Source organism: Bacteroides luhongzhouii, from assembly GCF_009193295.2.
Lineage (GTDB): Bacteria > Bacteroidota > Bacteroidia > Bacteroidales > Bacteroidaceae > Bacteroides > Bacteroides luhongzhouii.
This window is the reverse complement of sequence record NZ_CP059973.1, coordinates 4,825,478-4,844,428: the sequence shown is the minus strand read 5'-3', so window position 1 is coordinate 4,844,428 and position 18,951 is coordinate 4,825,478. Positions and strand designations below refer to the sequence as shown.

The following is an 18,951-nucleotide window of genomic DNA, read 5'->3' as shown; positions in this document are numbered from 1 at the left end:
GGTATTCTGTTCTTAATTAGATGGCTCGGCAGATATTCTTCTCCATATCTTCCAACTTGTGCGACAAGGTTTCCATGTCTTGGCTTATCTTCTGGGCGGTGATTTTGGCGTAAATTTGGGTGGTCTTTATGTTCGTGTGCCCCAAAAGGCGGCTCACCGTTTCGATGGGTACGCCGTGCGACAGAAGTACGGTCGTGGCGTTCGTGTGGCGTGCGACATGGTAGGTCAAGCGTACCTTGAAGCCGCATTGTCTGCCTATATCTTTGAGTATCTTGTTACAACTGCCGTTGTTCGGAACGGGGAAAACATGACCGTCCCTTGCCAGCCCCTTGTACTTCTCGATGATACGCTTGGGAACGTCCAAAAGGCGGATGTTCGATTCGGTGTTGGTCTTCTTTCTTCGGGTGATTATCCACAGGTTGCCGTCGAAGAATGTTTGCAGGCGGTCGGCGGTGAGGTTCTTCACGTCCGAATACGCCAAACCCGTGAAAACAGAAAAGACGAACAAGTCCCGTACAAGCTCGTGGGTGGCGTTCTTCATCGGTGCGTTCATGAGCGTCTGTATCTCCGTTTGGGTGAGGTAGCCCCTGTCCACGCTTTCGGGAGAGTTGATATATCCCGCAAAGGGATTAAAGGGCAAACGCCCGTCGTTCCTCGCTATGGAAACGATGTGTTTCAACACAATCATGTAGCCCCACACGGTATTGGTGCGGCATTTCTTCTCCGTGCGCAGAAAATACTCGAAGTCGTTGATGAACGTGAGGTTGAGTTCCTTTAATGGAATATCCTCACGCTTGTAGGTATGGGGCAGGAACTCCCGAATATGGTTGCAGACCGTCCGATAACGGGTAAATGTACCCTGCGCCCTGCTGTGCCCGACTTTCTTCTCGAACTCGGCGTTGTGCTGCTCGAACAGCTTCAGCAAAGTTTCCTGCTTGACGCCGATACCGAGATAGGCGTCTTTGAGTTTGGCGGCGGTAACATAACCGTCCGTCTGCATTAACTCTTGATAGCGGCGGTTTACTTCCACACGGATTTTATCTACCGCAAGGTTGATTCTCTGCGCTTCGACGCTCTTGCCCGAAGCACGGTTGTTCTTCACGTCCCACAGCCGTGGGGGAACGTCCATCTTGCAACTGAACTGTTTAATCTCGCCGTCCACCGTGATACGGCACATTAAAGGCAGGTTGCCGTTCGGCTTCTCGCTGCCTTTCTTCACGTAAAATAATACCTTGAATGTACTACGCATAACTCACTCCTTTTTTTGGTTACAAAATTAGTTATTAGTGAGTTACCGACTGCTATGCAAAATTACGCAAATCGCAGAAACAGAACCATTTAGCAAGAAATTCACACCCGTTACGGGGGTAATGAGGTGGTAACTGAACTTCTGCGCTGTTTGGCTTCGAGGTGGTATTTCGTTGGCTCTGTCCCATAGAAAAACAAAGCGTAACGAACGCTGTATCAGCTAATTCGCTACGTTTTACCCAAATTTACTTTTTCGCTATGTGTTTATTTTATAAATACTCTCTTTTTAATTTTTTTCCTAAATATATTTTACGTTTGTTGAAGTTGTATACAAAATGATAAAAGTTTATATTCCTAGTCTTTTTTATATTCCAGTGCAAAGACAATTTCCGAATCCTGCTAAAACGGTGTGGGGAAATTGTGAATTTGTTTTTTCGGAAGTGGATGATTATGACTATATTGTTGTAATTGATAGTTTAAAGGAGAAAATCCAAACCACTCTTTCTAAGACCAAAAGAATCATTTTTTTAGGAGAGCCCCCTTATGTGAAAACTTATAATGGCAAATTTCTAAAACAGTTTGGGCGGGTATATGGTTGTCATCAAAAGAAAGTAGGTAATGATTCGGTGAAATTATCTATTCCATTATTACCTTGGATGGTTGGATGTCATTTGGGTAAAAATACACACCAATGTAATAGCAATAAATACTTAACTTATGTTGATTTTCAGAAAAATGGAAATCTACATTCTCGTTTAAATAAGATTTGTTTAATAACTTCCAATAAAACATTTACAAAAGGACACCGAGATAGGGTGCGTTTTGTGGAACGTATTTTGAAAGAGTATCCAAATTTAGTAGATGTATATGGGAATGGCTATAAATCAATATCCGATAAATGGGATATTCTCTCACGTTATAAATATTCTATCGTAATAGAAAATTGTTCATATCCTAATTATTGGACGGAGAAATTAGCAGACTGTTTCTTAGCAGGATGTTATCCTATTTATTATGGATGTACGAATATAAATGAATATTTTTCAAATGATTCAATGGATACTATTGATATAAATAATTTTAAAGTAGCTGTTCATCAATTGAAAGCGATTCTTTTATCTTCAAAATATGAGAATTCTGTAAATTCAATTATTGAATCAAGAAATTTAGTTCTGAATAACTATAATATGTTTTGTATTATATCGAATATTATAGAGAATATGGAACAATTTTCTTCTTATAAAAAAGAACGTTGTAATGAAATAGTTTCTCCTATGCAGTATTCAATAAAAGATAAAGTCATTCAGAAAATAGCTTGGCGATTGAATATTGTGTTATAAATTAGTGAATAGGAGAGGGTTTATAGCTTGAAGTCCTACTATTAGGCAAAAAAGTAGAAAGGAGAACTTAAAAAATGCGTTCGAATAAGATATTTACATTTTTCATGTATAGTAGATATAATAATTTATTTAAAGGTGTTTCTTGGGTAGTGGCATCTTCCATTATTGGTAGTGTTTTACAGTTTCTGCTTATATTTGTTTTGTTGAATTTTTATAAACAAGAAGAATTTGGACTTTGGGCAAGTATTACATCTATTGCTGCTGTAATTGTAACAGGTGATTTTGGTATTGTTAATGTTTTGCGAAATATAATAAGTCGAGAAGTCTTGAATGGTTCTAAAGGTCTTGCTGTTTCTAAACAGTACTTCTATTCAGCTTTGATTTTTTTTATGTGTTTGGCCATCTTATTGTCTATTATTTTATTATTCATATCAAGTTATATTCCATTTGAACATTTATTTAAAACGGATAATGAATCTTTGAGGCAACAAGGAAGAGCTATATTTCTGATAATACAGTTTATCTTTCTTTTCAATATACCATTTGGTATGGGGATTCCTTTATTTTTTTCATTTGGGGAATCAAAACTATATTCTATAGTAAATTCGGTGAGATCAATTGTTGCATTTATGATTGTTTTATGTTTGTCTATTAACAAAATTCATATTACATCTGTTGCTGTTGCTTATTTTACATCTAATTTATTGATTTCATTATTGGGTACACTCTACTTTATTTATAAGCGGAAATGGTTTACTTATTCTTTTAATTGGTGGGATTGTTATCATAAGATAAGAGAAATGTTAACTATAGGTGTTAAATTTTTAAGTATACAGCTTTTTAGTAGCTTTCTACAGAATGTGTTAACTATTTATGCAGGCTCTATGGTAGGGTTGGGGGTAGCCGCTAATATAAATGTAGTGCAGAAAATCTTTTCATTTTTTGGTGGTATATATCAGAGTGCATTTAATCCACTATGGAGTGAACTTGCTTCTGCTTTTCAAAAACGTAATTATGATTGGTGTTGGAGTTTGCTAAAAAAGTCTGTATGTATTACAATTACTTTTTTTTCTTTTGTCGTAATTATTGTTTCTGTTTTAGGGGATTTTTTTATGAAATTTATTGCTGGGAATGAGTTTAAGTCGAATGTTTCTATGTTTATATTAGTCGGAATCTTGTTTTCAATAAGAATTGTTTTTGATAATGTTTCATTATTACAAAATGCAACAAATAAGTTGAATACAATCATTTATGGATATTCTATTATGTTTGTTTACGTTCTTATAGTAATACCGTGGCTAGTTCAGCAGTATGGGATTGAACTAATGATTTTAAATCTAATATTTATGTGGGGATTGTTTATTGTTTTGGCGTATTGGGATTTAAGGAAAATAATCAATAATAGGAAGAATATAGAAAATTCGTGTTCACTAAATAAGGAAGAACTGTAATGTTTAAATTACTTCTATTGTAGTGAAGTAATGTTTATGTGTTTATAGGAAAATATTAAACTAAAGTATTCGTTTTCATGAATAAAATTATTTTATGCTGTCCATTCTATAATGAAAACTTGGTGGCAGATATAAATATCGCAGAAGCAAGTAAGTGGGTTGATGAAATTCATATTACTGAATTTGATAAATCATTCAAATATACAAGTCATGACTATATGTTTCAAAATGATTGTGAGAAAGTGCATTATCATCAAATGGATGCTTCAAGGTTATATGAAAAACCACGTAAATTTATTCCTCATTTTTTTATTCATCCAATTAGTCGGTGGATGAATAAGATGGTAAGAGATACAGCTTGGTATAATGATGGTGTATCTCGTAATTTTTCTCTTTGGAATAGTAACTATAAAGATGATGATATATTAATTTTATCTGATATAGATGAGATTATAGATAGTAAATATGCCAATGAGATAATTGATGCAGTTAATCAGTATGGTATAATCACTATTAAAATTCATTTCACGATGTTTTATTTTAATTTGTTTTGCTCTAATTGGAGTGGTCCAGCTTATTATTCCTATCGAATTTTTATAGTAAAAGGGAAATATTTGAGAAAGCGCTTTTATAATGATTCCGATTATTTAAGAAAAATGGGAGAACAATCTAATTTATTAAATGAGGTGAAATGTTTGGAAGGGATAAAAGGTTATCATCATTCATGGTTAGGAGATGAAAAGTTTGTTGTGAATAAATTGAAATCTTATGCACATACTTTAAATTGTCATTCAAAAGAAATTTTTAATGATCAAGGTGAAATTGATATTGATGTCATAAAAAATAATATGAGATTAGGTAAATCTATTTTTGCAGATATTTCATTAAATGTAAATAATGAAATAGAACTACTATCTTCTGTCGAAAAGTTGAAAAAAGATACCTCTGAGTTCTTTTTATAGCATATGTTGGTTCTTAAATTAAAAAAAGTTTTTCCCTTTCTATTGTTATCTTTCCCTGTAGTTATTGATATAATTAATGGCTATCTGAGAGGTACGGATGGTACAGGTGAGAGCCTTATAGGTATTCTTTATCGTGGAATGATTATTTTATTTTCAGCCATCTATCTATTTCGTACTAAATATTCAAATTATATTAAAATATTAATTTTATCAAGTATTGCTTTATTAATATATCATATTCTTATAGGTGCTTATTCCAATGGTGTTTTCATGACATTAATTAAAATAATGAACTTCTATTTTGTTTTAAGTATTATACTAAAGAGTCGTTATTTTTCAGATCGTGAGACAGTTGTTAAAGCTGCTGTTTTATATGGAGTACTGGCAGCGATTGTTCTAATTTATTGTTTTATAACAGGTGCGGGCTATGCTGCTTATACAGAAAACACTTTTGGCACAAAAGGTTTTTTTGTAGCAATGAATGATGTTGGATTAACTATACTTTTACTGAATATTTTAGCATGCTATTCATTCCAAAAAACGGGAGATGTATTTTACTTTATCGCATTAATAATAATGTCTATTGGTTCTTGTTTTGTTGGTAGTATAGCTTGCTATTTGGGGACAGCCTTTATATTACTTTTTTTTGCTTTAAGTATCTTGTTTGTTAAATTTGAGGATTATAAAAGTTCCTATAAGGTAAAGTTAATAACTTTGCTTTTAGTTTTAGTTATATTTAATTATGCACTAGTTAAAGTTATATCCGTTATTCAAGAAGATTCTTATCTCTCGAAAAAATACGAAAATATTGGTGCAATCTTTTTAGAGGCTTCAGGAAGGGGATATTTGATAGATGCATCAATTAAAACAATTACCAATTTTAATATTTTTGATTGGTGTTTTGGTAAAGGAAATCTTTATTTAATAGAAAATCAACATCATTTATATTTGGGAGATCCGAAATCAGCAGAAGTTGATCCTCTAGATTTAATAGGACAATTTGGACTCTTTTTTTCTATTCCAATTTTATTATTTCCTATAAAAAGATTGATAGCTAGTATACGAAGTTTTATTAAATGGCATAATGTACTAGATTATTGGTGTATAATAGCTTTTTTTTGTTTTATTGGTCATGCTTTCTATGGTGGACATGCGTATACGAGTCCTCTAGTACTTTCGTATTTAGCTGTTTTTATTTATGTATTAGATAATAGAGATGTAAATAAATATATTTGATCTTATGAATATTCTTTTTTTTGTAGAAAGTGGAGTCGGTAATTCGGCTCTACTAGTAGATCAATTGATTGCATTGTATAAACAACATAAGAATGTATGTGCCATATTGAGTACAAAGGAACAAGAACCTGGTTTAATTGAGAAAATTAATTCTTTATTGATTCCTAATTATATATTACCAGGTTTAGCAGAACATCAGTCTTTTAAGAAGAATGCAATTCAATTAAAGCAGATTATTGAAGAACAATCTATAGATGTTATACACATTCAAACAAATTGGGAACTAGCACTTATTATATATGTGAAGTATGTTCTATATACTTCTAGAAAATTTAAAATGATATACACCATTCATGCGTATAGGAATAATGAGAGATTTAAAGCATATTTAACTCGATTAATATTGACGTTTGTTCTTACATGTTTTGTGGATAAAGTGATATGCATGTGTACATCATTGAAAAAAAAATTTCGTTGGTTATCTTATAAAACAGCGATACTTCCTTTAGGAATTGATGAGTCTTTTTTTGAAGAATTTTATCATCCATTGTCTTTAGATAAGTTGAGATTGATTTATCCAGCCCAATTTCGAATAGGAAAAAATCAGGATCTAATAATAAGAGCATTTGCAGAATACCGAAGTATAACTCATGATATGGATTCTATATTGATATTGCCTGGGGGAGGGGGATTGTTGCAAAAGATGAAAGATTTATGTAAAGAACTGGAATGTGATCAGCAAGTCTTGTTTCCAGGATATTGTTCAAAAAAGGAGATACTTTCGTATTATAAAAAGAGTAATACAGCTGTTGTAGCAAGTAATAATGAAACATTTGGGCAATGTATTGCAGAACCATTTGTTTTAGGACTTAATATTATAACAACGAAAGTAGGTGTTGCTTCAGATATTATTTATAATAAAGAGGGTGGTTTCTATTTTAAAACTCAAAAAGATCTAACGTCAATATTGCTTGAATTATCAAAAAAGCCTATGCTAATAGAAAAGAATGGCGAAAGGAACTTTCAAATGCGAGATAAGTTTAGATGGTCCATCATAACTAAAGAATATTTGAAGGTTATAAATCAAATGATGTGTAATGAAAAATAGTATTCTTTTCATCCTCCATCTTCCTCCTCCTATACATGGTGCTTCTATGGTAGGGAAGTATATTCAAGAAAGTAAACTTATAAATTCTTCTTTCGATTGTTATTATATAAATCTTGCAACAGCTGGTGATTTGTCTGATATAGGACAGTTTAGTTTGAAAAAGATTTTGAAATATGCATTTTTATTGAAACAGATTGTTCATCTCGTAAAAAGTGTTCATCCTGATTTAGTGTATATAACTCCTAATGCTAGGGGGAAAGCATTTTATAAAGATTTTATTGTGGCGCAAATACTCAAAGGACTGGGTTGTAAAGTATTGGCTCATTATCATAATAAAGGTGTTTCAAATTGCCAAAAAAAGTGGTTGGATAATTTGCTATATATACATTTCTTTAAAAACTTGAAAGTAATACTATTAGCGGAAGCTCTGTACAGGGATATAGCAAAATATGTAAAGAGGGAAGATGTGTATGTTTGTCCGAATGGCATTCCGGAACTACTTAAAGAAGAGTGGAGAATAAGAAAGAATAACAAAATACCTCATTTGCTTTTTCTTTCTAATTTATTAATAAGTAAAGGTGTGTGGACGTTGCTTGATGCTTGTTATATTTTGAAGGAAAAAGGATATACTTTCGTTTGCCATTTTGTAGGTGGAGAAACAGTAGAAATAGATGCTGTACAATTTGCTGATGAGGTAGAAAAAAGAGGATTAAATAATATAGTTATTTATGCCGGTCGAAAAATAGGAGAAGAAAAAGAAGATTTCTTTTGTCAGGCAGATATTTTTGTTTTCCCCACCTATTATTATAATGAGTGTTTTCCCTTGGTTATTTTAGAGGCAATGGCACATAAGCTACCTATTATCTCAACAGATGAAGGAGGAATACTAGATATTGTGAGAGATGGGGTAGAGGGTCTGATTTGTGAAAAGAAAAATCCAGTTTCATTAGCTGATTGCATAGCTAAATTATTAGATGATGTGGAATTAAGAGCTACATTGGGGGATGCGGGTTATAAAAAATTTTATAGTGAGTTTACACAACAGCACTTTGAGCATCGAATAACCGAAATTTTGTCTCAGAATCTTTCTCTGATATAATCAATATTATAGAGGTAAAACTACAATATACAATGTTATTGAATTTGAAAAACTTACCTTTGGTGGAAAAACGCCAAGGGTTAACTTTCTTGCCATCTGGAAAACTGCTGATTAATACTATTAATGCTCATTCTTATAACACCGCACAGCAAGATTTGCTCTTTGCCGAAGCCTTGCGGCAAGGTGATGTATTAATTCCAGATGGTGCAAGTATTGTCAAAGCTTGTCGTTGGCTAAATGCGAAATCTAAGCCAAAAGAACGCATTGCTGGTTGGGATTTATTCATGTTTGAGATGGAAAAACTAAATCAAAGTGGTGGAAAGTGTTTTTTTATGGGCAGCAGTGAGAAGGTATTGTCAATGATAAAGCAACGGAGTAAAAAGGATTTTCCTAATATTGAAGTAGAGACTTATTCTCCTCCTTATAAATCAGAATTCAATGAAGAAGAGAATAATGCAATTATAACTGCTATTAATAAAGCTAACCCTGATTTGTTATGGATAGGTATGACTGCTCCAAAACAAGAGAAATGGATATATATTCATTGGAATGAATTACAGATTCATTGCCATTGTGGTACGATTGGTGCAGTTTTTGATTTTTATGCAGGAACGGTAAAACGTGCTCCTATGTGGTGGCAGCAGAACTCGCTAGAGTGGTGTTATCGGCTATTGAAAGAACCACGTAGAATGTGGAAAAGATATATTATTGGCAACTTGTTGTTTATATGGAATATGTGTAAAGAGTGTAAACATTCATTGTAATATTGATAAATCTAATGGTTATTGTATCAGTATGTTGATGGAATTCTTTAGAAGTTTTTACTGAGCTAGTTGTGTTAATAATTAGATGTTTGTATATAAAATAAAATGTTGAGATGTAATAAACACGTGAGTGTTTCGTATGTGAGATGAAAAAAATGTAGGTCCCTAGCTTCATGCTGTTTACAGCATGATTCTCCTACATTGTGGATTAGAAATAGCGCGACGGCGCATTTCTAATCTACGCCCTGACATCGGAGGTTAAAGCCGATGTGAATTTCCCACTATATCAACTGTCTGTGAAGATCGTTGATATTTCTTTTTATTTCCATTATACCGGATAATAGCCTCTTCTTTCTTTGTTTATATGTTCTAATTTTTGTAACTTTATAGCATATAAAACAGTAATAAAGAAACGATGGAACATTCAGACTTTGTAGTGAAATGTTATAATAAACAAGAGTTGGCGCAGATGTATTTTCCTGATTTGACGATTCGTGCTTCGGTCAATAAACTCCGAAGGTGGATGAGGAGATGCAAGCCATTGATGAATGAGATACTATCTACCGACTTTCATCCGAAGACAAAGGCATTTTCTGTGAGAGAGGTACGGCTTATTACCTATTATTTAGGAAAGCCGGGAGAACTATAAATGCTGTAATAATTGAATCTCTAAATGATATAAACATAAAAAGAACTACGGGAGACTGCACTTTCGCCAGCTCCCGTAGTTCTTTTTATATATCCATATACTCCTTGCGACTGTCAAAACAGGGACAAGCTTTATGAATCGAAGCACTAAGTTGATAATGTCCCATGATTTGCGCTTCCGGATATTGATGTTTGAGAATCGTTAACAAGTCAAGCAACGCAAAACGCTGTGCCTGTGTTCTCGTATCTGCCGGACGGCCTTCTTCATCCAGTCCACCTTCATAGCAGATTCCAATACTGTGCCGGTTGAATCCTCTTACATGCGCACCCGGTTCCGCTACCGGCCGGCAATGGTGAACTTCCCCATTACGAGTGATGTAAAAATGATAACCTATATCCTTGAAACCTCGTTGCAGATGACATTGGCGAAGCTGCTCTACGGTGAAGGGAACATTGCAGCGCGTTGCGCTGCAATGAATCACCAACAACTTAATCTCACGTGGGAGATAGCTTTCTTCTGAATTTTCCATATCGGTCAGCAGGAGATTAATGTCCCACACAGGACGTTACACCGATAGCCGAGATGATAGAAGTCGCGATAGTCACGATAAACTGGAGAATGTTTTTCCAAAGTTGCTTTTTCATACGAATTTAAATTAAAGAATAGATACTCATGCATTATAAACTATAAACTCAAGAACCAATCAACAACCGGGTGATTATGCTGCCGGGTCCGGAGCTTCTCCGCTACCGGATCCTCCTTGATTGTCCTCACCATCATCAGGAAGTGGATCTTTATCCGAATCTGCGGAAGAATCACTCTTGTACAATGTATAATCCAGCGTCTTACACAGTTTGCGAAGATCACTTCCCGGATAAAAAAGCACTTTGCCCTTATCGATACACGATGCCTTGAATTCTTTTACCGTATCAGTAGGAGTACCCGTCTTGATACTCATACGGAAATTTCCCAGATCACCCATCTGTACGATGTTTCCTTCCTCCAGTACATTGACGATTTCGAGCAGGAACTCACCGATACAACCTTCCAATTCTCCTTTGGAGTAAGAAGAACGTTCGGTAATTCGTTTGCAGACTTCCTTGACCGTTACTTTGCGACCGCTACGCGCCACTGCATAGTACTTCGGAGTTTCATCAGGTTTCAACAGGTTCTTGCGAGCCATGAGAGTGTAATTCTGTGCCATAAACTTTTAATTTTTAATTTCTAATTTTTAATTGTCTTGTAATCGATTACATGACAAAAGTAATACATTGGAAAAGTGACATGACGCATAGTGACGTACACGGGCGCATAGATAAAAAGAAAAAACATTGGGAGATTTGTATCGAAACTTCCCAATGTTTGATTTCAATTATTGAGATGTTTTTTTCAAATCTCCCGATGTTTTTCCGATTCTCCAAAAGGACAAAAGGACAAAAAGACACCTATGACTGTTATTTATTCATCTTAGTATAAGAACCATGAGATACCTTGCTGATTTTTATTCCGTTAAGTGATTTTAGAAGACGTGTAACCTTACGAAGGTTGAAATCGTATTTTGCGCCAATCTGAATTGCTTCATCTGTAGTGAAGCTGTCAGGCAACTCATTGACGAAATTGCGAATAATGTCCGGATTCTTCAGAGGACGGACTGCAGGAGCCGGCATGGATGAGTGTAACAGACGGCTGTGTTCGTAACAACATAGAACGATTTGAAGAGATCGCTCGAAATCGGCATCTATACAATAAATTTCGGAGGAGAGATCGGTTGCCTCAAATTGCCGGATGCGGGTCTGAATCATGCTGATACGCATCACCAGAAAAGCATAGCGCTTCACTACGGCTTGAAGGTCATCATTGCCCTCCATCGCTACCTCGGACAGCATACGTGAGAAAATCTCATTCAGACGGTTCCATTGCGGACGGGTGAAATGAAATAAAACAGGATGCGCCAGGCAGAAGTTATATAGTTCGTAGACACGATGGGCAATCGGCTTGAAAGAGTCTTCCAATGAAATACAATCATCACCCATCTCTTTCCAGTGGGGAGCTTCACGGAAAGTGTAAGCCAGAATACGGCTGGGAAGTCCGTTCCCGTAACTGTTTAACAAACAGTCTATCTGTCCGGGAGTGCCCGTTAGAAGCAAAGCTAATTTGGGATAACGGATATAGATTGGGATGATACCGTTGGCTTTATAGGAAGAATCAATGTTTTCGTGCTCAAAAGCTTTGCGGAGCATATCATCGAAGTTACCACAATCCAGATGATTGGCCGTGGAGAGCGTTTGGGCTTCCGTATCGAAAATGATACTTCCCTGCGAACCGTTGTCCTGCATTTGAATTTGCATACGGGTGTAACTGGTAGTGGCGGGAATGAATAACATTTTAAAAGGAGGTCTTTGAGGCTCTTCGGAACACGTTTCTCCTTTTTTCCTTTTCCGCTGACATTCTGCTTGCCAGGTATTGTGCGCTGTATGGTAGTTTTTTAACATGGATTCACTGGTAGACAGTATTTCAGTCTGTATTTCTTCCAATAGATAGCGTCCGGTTTGGGCAATGCTTTTACCGCTGCCGGCAGAAGAAAATATGACACAGAACAAATGGGGGGAATATTTTTTGTGGTTATAAATTCCGAAAGTTTGTGGAAGTGCCGCACTTAGTGCGGTAAGATCGGAAAGGAGGGAGATGTCTTGTTCTCGGTCGCTTGCGTCTTCAATGATACAGTCATTCAGTAGATCGGGAAGATTATTGTACAAATCGCGAGGGAATAAAGGTGTTCCTTTCCTGAATTCTTCTCCCAGCCAATAGGCTTCTTCGGTGCTATCGGAGTTTTCTAAAGTACCATAGGGGATTTTTGTCCTTATGTCCTTTTGAAAGGAAGAAGAGGTGGCTGTAGAGGAAGCAGGTGCGTGCTCGTTAACTTGCTTGTATCCAGATGATAAAACACTTGTCAATTCTTCGGGACGAAAATCTGTATGCTCGAAAAATGCAGTAAGTTCACGTAATATGCTTTCTTGCGGATAGTGTCGGCGGCAGGCTTCGCAGGCCAGTTTGAAGACGTTGGAATGACGTTGTCCGGCTGTCAGGGGATGGAGGAAAATATAGGACGAAATAAATTGGGCGATTTCTGCTTCAGACACGTTTTTCGGGGTATTATCCTGGAGGGGAAAGGGAGGACGTACTTCATTTTCAGAGAAAGCGTTTGCTTCCTCTTTTAGATGTGGTTCCAACACAAATGCCTGATAAAGACCGGCAACATATCCATTGGGCGAATAACTGAAATAACATAGGCGACTTTCGTCCTTGCAGGCCGGATCACTCTCCAATCCCAACAATTGATTGTAGTAACGGCTCACTAATTGCTGCCCTTCACGATGGCGGTTTTCGATACCTTCCACATAGGCGAAAACTTTCACTCCGTCGGTAGGACTTTCTATGGCCGCTACCGTATGGGGATCTGCCGCACAACGTTGGATGACTTGAAGACGATCTTTTACATGATCGTAGTCGAGCCCGATAATATGACTGGGGAGGAGGAAGTTTTTGATGGCATGTGCTCCGTCAAAAGTTCCTGCCGGAGTGAAACAGGGGAGTTGGCTCTTCAACTTCTGTGCCGCGGCATGGTCTCCTTCTGCATAGTATCGGCGGATAGCGTTTACGATAGAGGCATAGACCGGGTGAATACACATAATGATGACTTCAAGGAAAGACATGACTTTGGGCTTTTTTGAATACACGTTCTCGTAAACCGAGACTTTGATTTCTTCTAAGGCTTTCATATAAAATTGTTTTTTGTAAGATTGAGTTACCTGACTATCAGATAACGGGAACAAAGGTCGGGATATTAAAAATAGGGTTGCTTCCCTATGTGGATAGTACTTGATAAAGCAAATAAAAACTGAAATATTATAAATTATTAATAGTAGAATGACATGGCAAAAGAAAAACAGGAACCATATGAGTTTTTGAGCAATTTGGTATTGGCTTTAATGGGAACGGATCGTATTTTTAGTAATAGCTTTTTTATCAGCGAACTTGCTATCTCTCCCAAAACACTGGGGGAGATAAGACGGGGAGAGGATATGTGTATTTATCAGTATGTGCGCGTGATCCGGTGTATGACGGAGTATCTTCATTTAATCATCCAGATGGATATGTTGCTGAAGGAGTTAAGAACCGTATTAGCTTCCAATTGCGATTTGGTGGTTGCTACGGTTCCGCACCGTTTTCATGGGATTTGCCAACCGAAAGAGTGGGTGGTAGTGATGCAATGGGATGGGGTGAAATTGTGATTTATACAGGAAATAGGGCATTTTTTCATTTTTTTTGCCCGATTTCTTTCTTTATTTAATTTTTTTTATATCTTTGCTTTCATATTGAGAAGCACGGATAAAAACTCACTTATTTATTCATAAAAACTTAATAAATTATGTTCAAAGCTCCTTTTTCATTTGACGGTCGTATTCGTAGAATCGAGTATTTTTTGTCAGGCATTATCGGTGGTGTAGTTTCTAGTATTGCATGGGCACTTGGGGTAGGTACATTTATTTTGGGTGCTGCCAGCGGATCGGCCGGGGGATCAGTATTTGGTTTATTGATTGGTCTTGCTGCTATGATTGCATCTATCTGGTTCTCTTTGGCACAGGGTGTGAAACGTCTGCACGACTTAAACAAATCCGGTTGGCTGATTTTGTTGTGCTGTGTTCCTATCGTTGGTTGGATTTTCGCATTGTACATGCTGTTTGCAGATGGCACGGTAGGTCCTAATCCTTACGGGGCAGATCCGAAAAACCGTATGCCGTATCAGGCACAGCCTGCTTCTGTAAACGTGACTGTGAATGTTTCAAGAGAAGATGTAAAGGTTGAAAAGCCGGTAGAAGCTGCTCCTGCACCTGCGGAAGCGCCTGTGGAAGAAGATAAAGAAAAAGCTGAATAATCTGATTAAAAGCTGAAATGATAGAGCCTCCTGCGAATTTCGTTTTGCAGGAGTTTTTTTTGTTATTAACCTGTCTGGTATTCAATATTTTATATAAATTTGTAGACTTAATAATCCTCATGTTTGTGACCTTGCTTCAGAGACGTTATTTAATAACTTAAGTAAATGTGAACATCTACGTAAGAAGCAAATATCCGGAAACAGTTCCTTACGACCAGTGTGTCGTAGAGTTAAGTTTTAGACTAAAAATAGATTAACTATATGACAGATCGGGAAATAATCAACGGATTGATCCATCGGGATGAAAAAAATACCGATTGTTTTTTCAACATAAAATATCGTCCGTTGTTTATCAATGTAATCAGGCTGATATTTGATTACGATGAATGTATTGGTGAACTCTACTATCATCTGATGAAGAATGGATCAAATATATTGCAGTCATTGTGGCAAAAAGATAGATTGGAAATTGTTCCGTTAACATATAAATAATGATTTGTAAGATGAAAAAGTATATTCCCAATCCGGTGGATACAGGAGATATCCAACTCCCGAAGGAGTTGGAATACTTGGTAGAAGAGATGGCTAAGAATGTTCATGAAGTCTGGTCGAGGACCAGAATAGAACAAGGTTGGACGTATGGAAAAAAGCGGGATGATGCATTGAAACAGCATCCGTGTTTGGTTCCGTATGAAGAATTGCCTGAAGAAGAAAAGGTGTATGACAGAAATTCTTCAGTGGAAACCTTGAAATTGATTATGAAACTTGGGTTCAAAATTTCGAAGGATAAGGAATAGATGACCTGTTCTGTCAATCTTATTCGGAATTTATTTTTATCTTTGAAATCTAGTAAAACAAAAAAAGAAATAGATATGAAAAAAGTAATTAGCAGTGAGAAAGCTCCGGGGGCTATCGGCCCTTATAGTCAGGCGATAGAAGCCAATGGTATGGTATTTGTGTCCGGTCAGTTGCCTATTGATGCCGCTACGGGACAGATGGCTGAAGGGATAGAAGGACAGGCTCGCCAGTCGTTGGAGAATATCAAACACATTCTGGAAGAAGCAGGATTGACAATGGGAAACATTGTCAAAACTACTGTATTTCTTCAGGATATGTCCCTGTTTGCAGGGATGAATGGCGTATATGCCACGTATTTTGACGGAGCCTTTCCGGCACGTTCGGCGGTTGCCGTAAAAGCTCTGCCCAAGGATGCGTTAGTGGAGATTGAGTGTATCGCGGTTCGCTAACAAATCTGCGACAATAAAACTGCTGCCTCCTACAAAGATCAGATCTTTTTGGGGGCAGTTCTTTTTTGCTGCCTGCACGGCCTCTACGACAGTGGGGTAGGTGGTACCTTTCAAGCCTGCTTTTTGGGCTAGTGCCAATAGCTCATTTTCCGGGAGTGCGCGTTTCACGCTTGCTTTGGTAAAATAATAGGTGGCATCTTTCGGTAACTCTTGCAAGACACTGCTGATATCTTTATCGTTCACCATGCCGAATACGATGTGCAGCTTCTGGTTGAATTTCTGATGAAGGAAATCAAGATGCCCGCAGACATATTTGATTCCATCCACATTATGTCCCGTGTCGCAGATGATATCCGGATAGCTGTGCACTTTCTGCCAGCGTCCCATCAGCCCGGTGAGTTTGCATACATCGGCAAAACCATTGAGATAATCCTGAGGACAGATACGATAACCTATTTTTGTCAGCTCATCAAGAGCAGACAGGATGGTGAGAATATTTTCATGTTGACAGAGACCGCTTAATTCCATAAAAAGACCTGCAGGAAACATTTCATTGACAATTCGGATAGCATCTTTTCTCTTGTCGAGTATTTTGTCTAATGCTTTAATGCTGTCTGCCGGATGCAGGAAAAGCAATATTTCTTTGGATTCCTGTGCACTTTCAGATGATTGGTGAGTCTCTTTTATCAAGTCTTGCAGGACATTATCCAGACGTTTTCTTAATGCCTGCATTTCCGGATAGGGAAGCCAGTCGGTAGGATTGTACGGGAGAATGGATTCTGCATAGTTGATAGGCGCATTCATTTCTTTGGCTTTCATGGTGAACACACGTTTCACGCTGCCTTTAGCTCTGCCAATGACTACCGGAACCCCTTCTTTTATAATGCCTGCCTTTTCTTTGGCTATTTTTGTCAGGGTATTTCCTAGATATTGCATGTGGTCAAAACTGATATTAGTGATGACACATAAATCGGGGTGAATGATGTTGGTGCAATCCAAGCGTCCGCCCATTCCTACTTCGATAACGGCTACGTCTACTTTTTGGTCCGCAAAATAGCGGAACGCCATGGCAGTGGTCAGTTCAAAAAACGAAGGATGGAGCGGTTCGAAGAATGAGCGGTGCTCTTCTACGAAGTTGACTACATATTCTTCCGGCATCATTTCTCCATTGATGCGGATACGTTCGCGGAAGTCGACCAAATGGGGGGAAGTGAATAAGCCTACCCGGTACCCGGCGGACTGTAATACGGCTGCGATAGTATGTGAGCAGGACCCTTTTCCATTGGTTCCGGCGATATGTATCGTTTTGAATTGTTGATGAGGATGCCCGAAATGTTCGTCTAATTTATGAGTGGTCTCTAAACCTGGCTTATATGCTTTGCTTCCTATTTGTTGAAACATTGGCGCACTCTCATATAAGTACTTTAAAGTGTTCTGATAGTCCATGTTTTATAATATTTAACTTCGGGCAATCTTTATTGCCCGTTAATTTGTTTATCTTTAGAACCGTCAATCTAACCGTAAATGCGGGGATTGCCGAATGAGATTGCAAATATCAACATTTAAATCTAAGAAATCATGGGAACTAAGAAAAATTTTGTGTTAGACACAAATGTTATTCTTCACGACTACAATTGCTTGAAGAATTTTCAGGAAAATGATATTTACCTCCCTCTTGTTGTACTCGAAGAACTGGATAAGTTCAAAAAAGGAAACGAACAGATTAACTTCAATGCTCGTGAGTTCGTACGCGAATTGGATGTATTGACTAGCGACGAGCTTTTCTCCGACGGGGTGAAACTTGGCGAAGGATTAGGACGCCTGTTTGTCGTGACAAGCAATGTGCCGGCTACCAAAGTTTGGGAATCGTTTCCAATAAAGAAACCTGACCATCTGATTCTGGCGGCAACCGAATATCTGACCGACAAATATCCGAAAATGAAGTCTATCTTAGTGACCAAGGATGTGAATCTACGTATGAAAGCTCGTTCAATCGGTCTGCTTTGCGAAGATTATATTACGGATAAGGTGGTGAATGTAGATGTGTTCGAGAAATCCAATGAGATTTTTGAAAATGTAGATCCTGCATTGATCGACCGCATTTATTCTTCTAAAGAAGGTATTGACTTGAGTGAATTCGACTTTAAGGATTTGATTCATCCCAATGAATGTTTTGTGTTGAAGAGTGATAGGAACAGTGTATTGGCACGCTACAATCCTTTTACCCATTCTATTATCCGTGTGATGAAAGGGAAGAACTATGGAATCGAACCCCGGAATGCGGAACAGAGTTTTGCTTTTGAAATTTTGAATGATCCGAATATCAAACTGGTGGCTCTGACAGGAAAAGCGGGAACTGGTAAGACATTGCTGGCTTTGGCTGCCGCGTTGGGTAAACTGACCGACTACAAACAGATTTTGCTGGCACGTCCTGTTGTAGCGCTTTCTAACAAAGACATCGGTTTCCTTCCGGGAGATGCACAAGAGAAAGTAGCTCCTTATATGCAGCCATTATTTGATAACCTGAACGTGATAAAGCGTCAGTTTGCAGCAAACTCTACTGAAGTGAAGCGGATAGAAGATATGCAGAAAAGCGAACAGCTGGTGATTGAAGCTTTGGCCTTTATCAGGGGACGTAGTTTGAGCGAGATGTATTGCATCATTGATGAAGCGCAGAACCTGACGCCGAATGAAATAAAGACAATCATCACCCGTGCGGGCGAAGGTACGAAAATGGTGTTTACGGGAGATATCCAACAGATTGACCAACCTTATCTGGACAGTCAGTCCAATGGTCTGGTATATATGATTGATCGTATGAAAGATCAGAATATCTTTGCACACGTTAATCTGCTGAAAGGTGAACGAAGTGAATTGAGTGAGTTGGCAAGTAACCTGCTGTAATGATGAA

20 protein-coding genes are annotated in these 18,951 nt (G+C 37.4%); 14 read left to right on the top strand and 6 right to left on the bottom strand.

Translation table 11 applies throughout. The features are described from left to right. Nucleotides 1–16 precede the first annotated feature (16 nt). The gene (locus GD631_RS18365) at nucleotides 17–1,249 is read right to left on the bottom strand and encodes a site-specific integrase (RefSeq protein ID WP_004293706.1); all 1,233 of its coding nucleotides are present in this window, start codon (nucleotides 1,247–1,249) and stop codon (nucleotides 17–19) included. Between the two features lie 334 nt (nucleotides 1,250–1,583). Between GD631_RS18365 and GD631_RS18360 the strand changes: the two genes are divergently transcribed. The 8 genes from GD631_RS18360 to GD631_RS18325 all read left to right on the top strand — a co-directional run bounded on the left by GD631_RS18360 (nucleotide 1,584) and on the right by GD631_RS18325 (nucleotide 9,857). Then, complete coding sequence (locus GD631_RS18360) at nucleotides 1,584–2,588, top strand: glycosyltransferase family 10 domain-containing protein (protein WP_143260626.1); 1,005 nt, start codon at nucleotides 1,584–1,586, stop codon at nucleotides 2,586–2,588. Nucleotides 2,589–2,692: 104 nt separating this feature from the next. Beyond that, on the top strand, nucleotides 2,693–4,039 hold the full coding sequence (locus GD631_RS18355) for a lipopolysaccharide biosynthesis protein (protein ID WP_143260623.1): 1,347 nt from the start codon (nucleotides 2,693–2,695) through the stop codon (nucleotides 4,037–4,039). 77 nt (nucleotides 4,040–4,116) lie between these two features. Then, nucleotides 4,117–5,001: a hypothetical protein gene (locus tag GD631_RS18350; RefSeq protein WP_143260621.1), complete on the top strand. Its 885-nt coding sequence runs from the start codon at nucleotides 4,117–4,119 to the stop codon at nucleotides 4,999–5,001. A 3-nt stretch (nucleotides 5,002–5,004) separates the two neighbouring features. After that, a complete protein-coding gene (locus tag GD631_RS18345; RefSeq protein WP_143260619.1) occupies nucleotides 5,005–6,237 on the top strand; it encodes an O-antigen ligase family protein in 1,233 nt (410 codons plus the stop codon). A 4-nt stretch (nucleotides 6,238–6,241) separates the two neighbouring features. Continuing rightward, nucleotides 6,242–7,345, top strand: a complete 1,104-nt coding sequence (locus GD631_RS18340) for a glycosyltransferase family 4 protein (protein WP_143260618.1) — start codon at nucleotides 6,242–6,244, stop codon at nucleotides 7,343–7,345. Next, nucleotides 7,335–8,444, top strand: a complete 1,110-nt coding sequence (locus GD631_RS18335; protein ID WP_143260616.1) for a glycosyltransferase family 4 protein — start codon at nucleotides 7,335–7,337, stop codon at nucleotides 8,442–8,444. The genes GD631_RS18340 and GD631_RS18335 overlap by 11 nt, the downstream gene beginning before the upstream one ends. Before the next feature lie 32 nt (nucleotides 8,445–8,476). Beyond that, entirely contained in the window at nucleotides 8,477–9,208 is a 732-nt protein-coding gene (locus GD631_RS18330) for a WecB/TagA/CpsF family glycosyltransferase (RefSeq protein ID WP_143260614.1), read from the top strand. A 415-nt stretch (nucleotides 9,209–9,623) separates the two neighbouring features. Continuing rightward, on the top strand, nucleotides 9,624–9,857 hold the full coding sequence (locus GD631_RS18325) for a DUF4248 domain-containing protein (protein WP_004296628.1): 234 nt from the start codon (nucleotides 9,624–9,626) through the stop codon (nucleotides 9,855–9,857). An 85-nt stretch (nucleotides 9,858–9,942) separates the two neighbouring features. On the opposite strand, the gene GD631_RS18320 is transcribed toward GD631_RS18325, so the two are convergent. The 4 genes from GD631_RS18320 to GD631_RS18305 all read right to left on the bottom strand — a co-directional run bounded on the left by GD631_RS18320 (nucleotide 9,943) and on the right by GD631_RS18305 (nucleotide 13,636). Further along, the gene (locus GD631_RS18320; RefSeq protein ID WP_143260612.1) at nucleotides 9,943–10,386 is read right to left on the bottom strand and encodes an N-acetylmuramoyl-L-alanine amidase; all 444 of its coding nucleotides are present in this window, start codon (nucleotides 10,384–10,386) and stop codon (nucleotides 9,943–9,945) included. 16 nt (nucleotides 10,387–10,402) lie between these two features. Beyond that, the gene (locus tag GD631_RS18315) at nucleotides 10,403–10,501 is read right to left on the bottom strand and encodes a smalltalk protein (RefSeq protein ID WP_004303901.1); all 99 of its coding nucleotides are present in this window, start codon (nucleotides 10,499–10,501) and stop codon (nucleotides 10,403–10,405) included. A 74-nt stretch (nucleotides 10,502–10,575) separates the two neighbouring features. Next, the gene (locus GD631_RS18310) at nucleotides 10,576–11,061 is read right to left on the bottom strand and encodes an HU family DNA-binding protein (protein WP_143260611.1); all 486 of its coding nucleotides are present in this window, start codon (nucleotides 11,059–11,061) and stop codon (nucleotides 10,576–10,578) included. Between the two features lie 250 nt (nucleotides 11,062–11,311). Beyond that, nucleotides 11,312–13,636 carry a DUF3987 domain-containing protein gene (locus GD631_RS18305; RefSeq protein ID WP_143260608.1) on the bottom strand — a complete coding sequence of 775 codons (2,325 nt, stop codon included), beginning with the start codon at nucleotides 13,634–13,636 and terminating at the stop codon, nucleotides 11,312–11,314. 153 nt (nucleotides 13,637–13,789) lie between these two features. Between GD631_RS18305 and GD631_RS18300 the strand changes: the two genes are divergently transcribed. The 5 genes from GD631_RS18300 (at nucleotide 13,790) to GD631_RS18280 (ending at nucleotide 16,040) form a co-directional block, all read left to right on the top strand. Beyond that, the gene (locus GD631_RS18300; RefSeq protein ID WP_143260605.1) at nucleotides 13,790–14,149 is read left to right on the top strand and encodes a hypothetical protein; all 360 of its coding nucleotides are present in this window, start codon (nucleotides 13,790–13,792) and stop codon (nucleotides 14,147–14,149) included. Between the two features lie 137 nt (nucleotides 14,150–14,286). Further along, complete coding sequence (locus tag GD631_RS18295) at nucleotides 14,287–14,793, top strand: DUF805 domain-containing protein (RefSeq protein WP_143260603.1); 507 nt, start codon at nucleotides 14,287–14,289, stop codon at nucleotides 14,791–14,793. 261 nt (nucleotides 14,794–15,054) lie between these two features. Beyond that, a complete protein-coding gene (locus GD631_RS18290) occupies nucleotides 15,055–15,285 on the top strand; it encodes a hypothetical protein (RefSeq protein WP_223225954.1) in 231 nt (76 codons plus the stop codon). A gap of 11 nt (nucleotides 15,286–15,296) precedes the next feature. Further along, complete coding sequence (locus GD631_RS18285) at nucleotides 15,297–15,590, top strand: RyR domain-containing protein (RefSeq protein WP_185911505.1); 294 nt, start codon at nucleotides 15,297–15,299, stop codon at nucleotides 15,588–15,590. Between the two features lie 75 nt (nucleotides 15,591–15,665). Continuing rightward, nucleotides 15,666–16,040 (top strand): RidA family protein, encoded by a 375-nt coding sequence (locus GD631_RS18280; protein ID WP_143260599.1) that lies wholly within the window; start codon nucleotides 15,666–15,668, stop codon nucleotides 16,038–16,040. Here the strand turns inward: GD631_RS18280 and GD631_RS18275 are convergent. Further along, complete coding sequence (locus GD631_RS18275) at nucleotides 16,008–17,486, bottom strand: bifunctional folylpolyglutamate synthase/dihydrofolate synthase (protein WP_143260597.1); 1,479 nt, start codon at nucleotides 17,484–17,486, stop codon at nucleotides 16,008–16,010. The genes GD631_RS18280 and GD631_RS18275 overlap by 33 nt on opposite strands. A 132-nt stretch (nucleotides 17,487–17,618) precedes the next feature. Between GD631_RS18275 and GD631_RS18270 the strand changes: the two genes are divergently transcribed. Continuing rightward, nucleotides 17,619–18,944, top strand: coding sequence for a PhoH family protein (locus GD631_RS18270; protein ID WP_143260595.1), 1,326 nt, complete (start codon nucleotides 17,619–17,621; stop codon nucleotides 18,942–18,944). Nucleotides 18,945–18,951: the final 7 nt, after the last annotated feature.

What these genes read in the sequence shown, in the direction of transcription:
- GD631_RS18365 (WP_004293706.1), bottom strand. Translation starts at nt 1,249, where the DNA reads ATGCGTAGTACATTCAAGGTATTATTTTACGTGAAGAAAGGCAGCGAG.
- GD631_RS18360 (WP_143260626.1), top strand. Translation starts at nt 1,584, where the DNA reads ATGATAAAAGTTTATATTCCTAGTCTTTTTTATATTCCAGTGCAAAGA.
- GD631_RS18355 (WP_143260623.1), top strand. Translation starts at nt 2,693, where the DNA reads ATGTATAGTAGATATAATAATTTATTTAAAGGTGTTTCTTGGGTAGTG.
- GD631_RS18350 (WP_143260621.1), top strand. Translation starts at nt 4,117, where the DNA reads ATGAATAAAATTATTTTATGCTGTCCATTCTATAATGAAAACTTGGTG.
- GD631_RS18345 (WP_143260619.1), top strand. Translation starts at nt 5,005, where the DNA reads ATGTTGGTTCTTAAATTAAAAAAAGTTTTTCCCTTTCTATTGTTATCT.
- GD631_RS18340 (WP_143260618.1), top strand. Translation starts at nt 6,242, where the DNA reads ATGAATATTCTTTTTTTTGTAGAAAGTGGAGTCGGTAATTCGGCTCTA.
- GD631_RS18335 (WP_143260616.1), top strand. Translation starts at nt 7,335, where the DNA reads ATGAAAAATAGTATTCTTTTCATCCTCCATCTTCCTCCTCCTATACAT.
- GD631_RS18330 (WP_143260614.1), top strand. Translation starts at nt 8,477, where the DNA reads ATGTTATTGAATTTGAAAAACTTACCTTTGGTGGAAAAACGCCAAGGG.
- GD631_RS18325 (WP_004296628.1), top strand. Translation starts at nt 9,624, where the DNA reads ATGGAACATTCAGACTTTGTAGTGAAATGTTATAATAAACAAGAGTTG.
- GD631_RS18320 (WP_143260612.1), bottom strand. Translation starts at nt 10,386, where the DNA reads ATGGAAAATTCAGAAGAAAGCTATCTCCCACGTGAGATTAAGTTGTTG.
- GD631_RS18315 (WP_004303901.1), bottom strand. Translation starts at nt 10,501, where the DNA reads ATGAAAAAGCAACTTTGGAAAAACATTCTCCAGTTTATCGTGACTATC.
- GD631_RS18310 (WP_143260611.1), bottom strand. Translation starts at nt 11,061, where the DNA reads ATGGCACAGAATTACACTCTCATGGCTCGCAAGAACCTGTTGAAACCT.
- GD631_RS18305 (WP_143260608.1), bottom strand. Translation starts at nt 13,636, where the DNA reads ATGAAAGCCTTAGAAGAAATCAAAGTCTCGGTTTACGAGAACGTGTAT.
- GD631_RS18300 (WP_143260605.1), top strand. Translation starts at nt 13,790, where the DNA reads ATGGCAAAAGAAAAACAGGAACCATATGAGTTTTTGAGCAATTTGGTA.
- GD631_RS18295 (WP_143260603.1), top strand. Translation starts at nt 14,287, where the DNA reads ATGTTCAAAGCTCCTTTTTCATTTGACGGTCGTATTCGTAGAATCGAG.
- GD631_RS18290 (WP_223225954.1), top strand. Translation starts at nt 15,055, where the DNA reads ATGACAGATCGGGAAATAATCAACGGATTGATCCATCGGGATGAAAAA.
- GD631_RS18285 (WP_185911505.1), top strand. Translation starts at nt 15,297, where the DNA reads ATGAAAAAGTATATTCCCAATCCGGTGGATACAGGAGATATCCAACTC.
- GD631_RS18280 (WP_143260599.1), top strand. Translation starts at nt 15,666, where the DNA reads ATGAAAAAAGTAATTAGCAGTGAGAAAGCTCCGGGGGCTATCGGCCCT.
- GD631_RS18275 (WP_143260597.1), bottom strand. Translation starts at nt 17,486, where the DNA reads ATGGACTATCAGAACACTTTAAAGTACTTATATGAGAGTGCGCCAATG.
- GD631_RS18270 (WP_143260595.1), top strand. Translation starts at nt 17,619, where the DNA reads ATGGGAACTAAGAAAAATTTTGTGTTAGACACAAATGTTATTCTTCAC.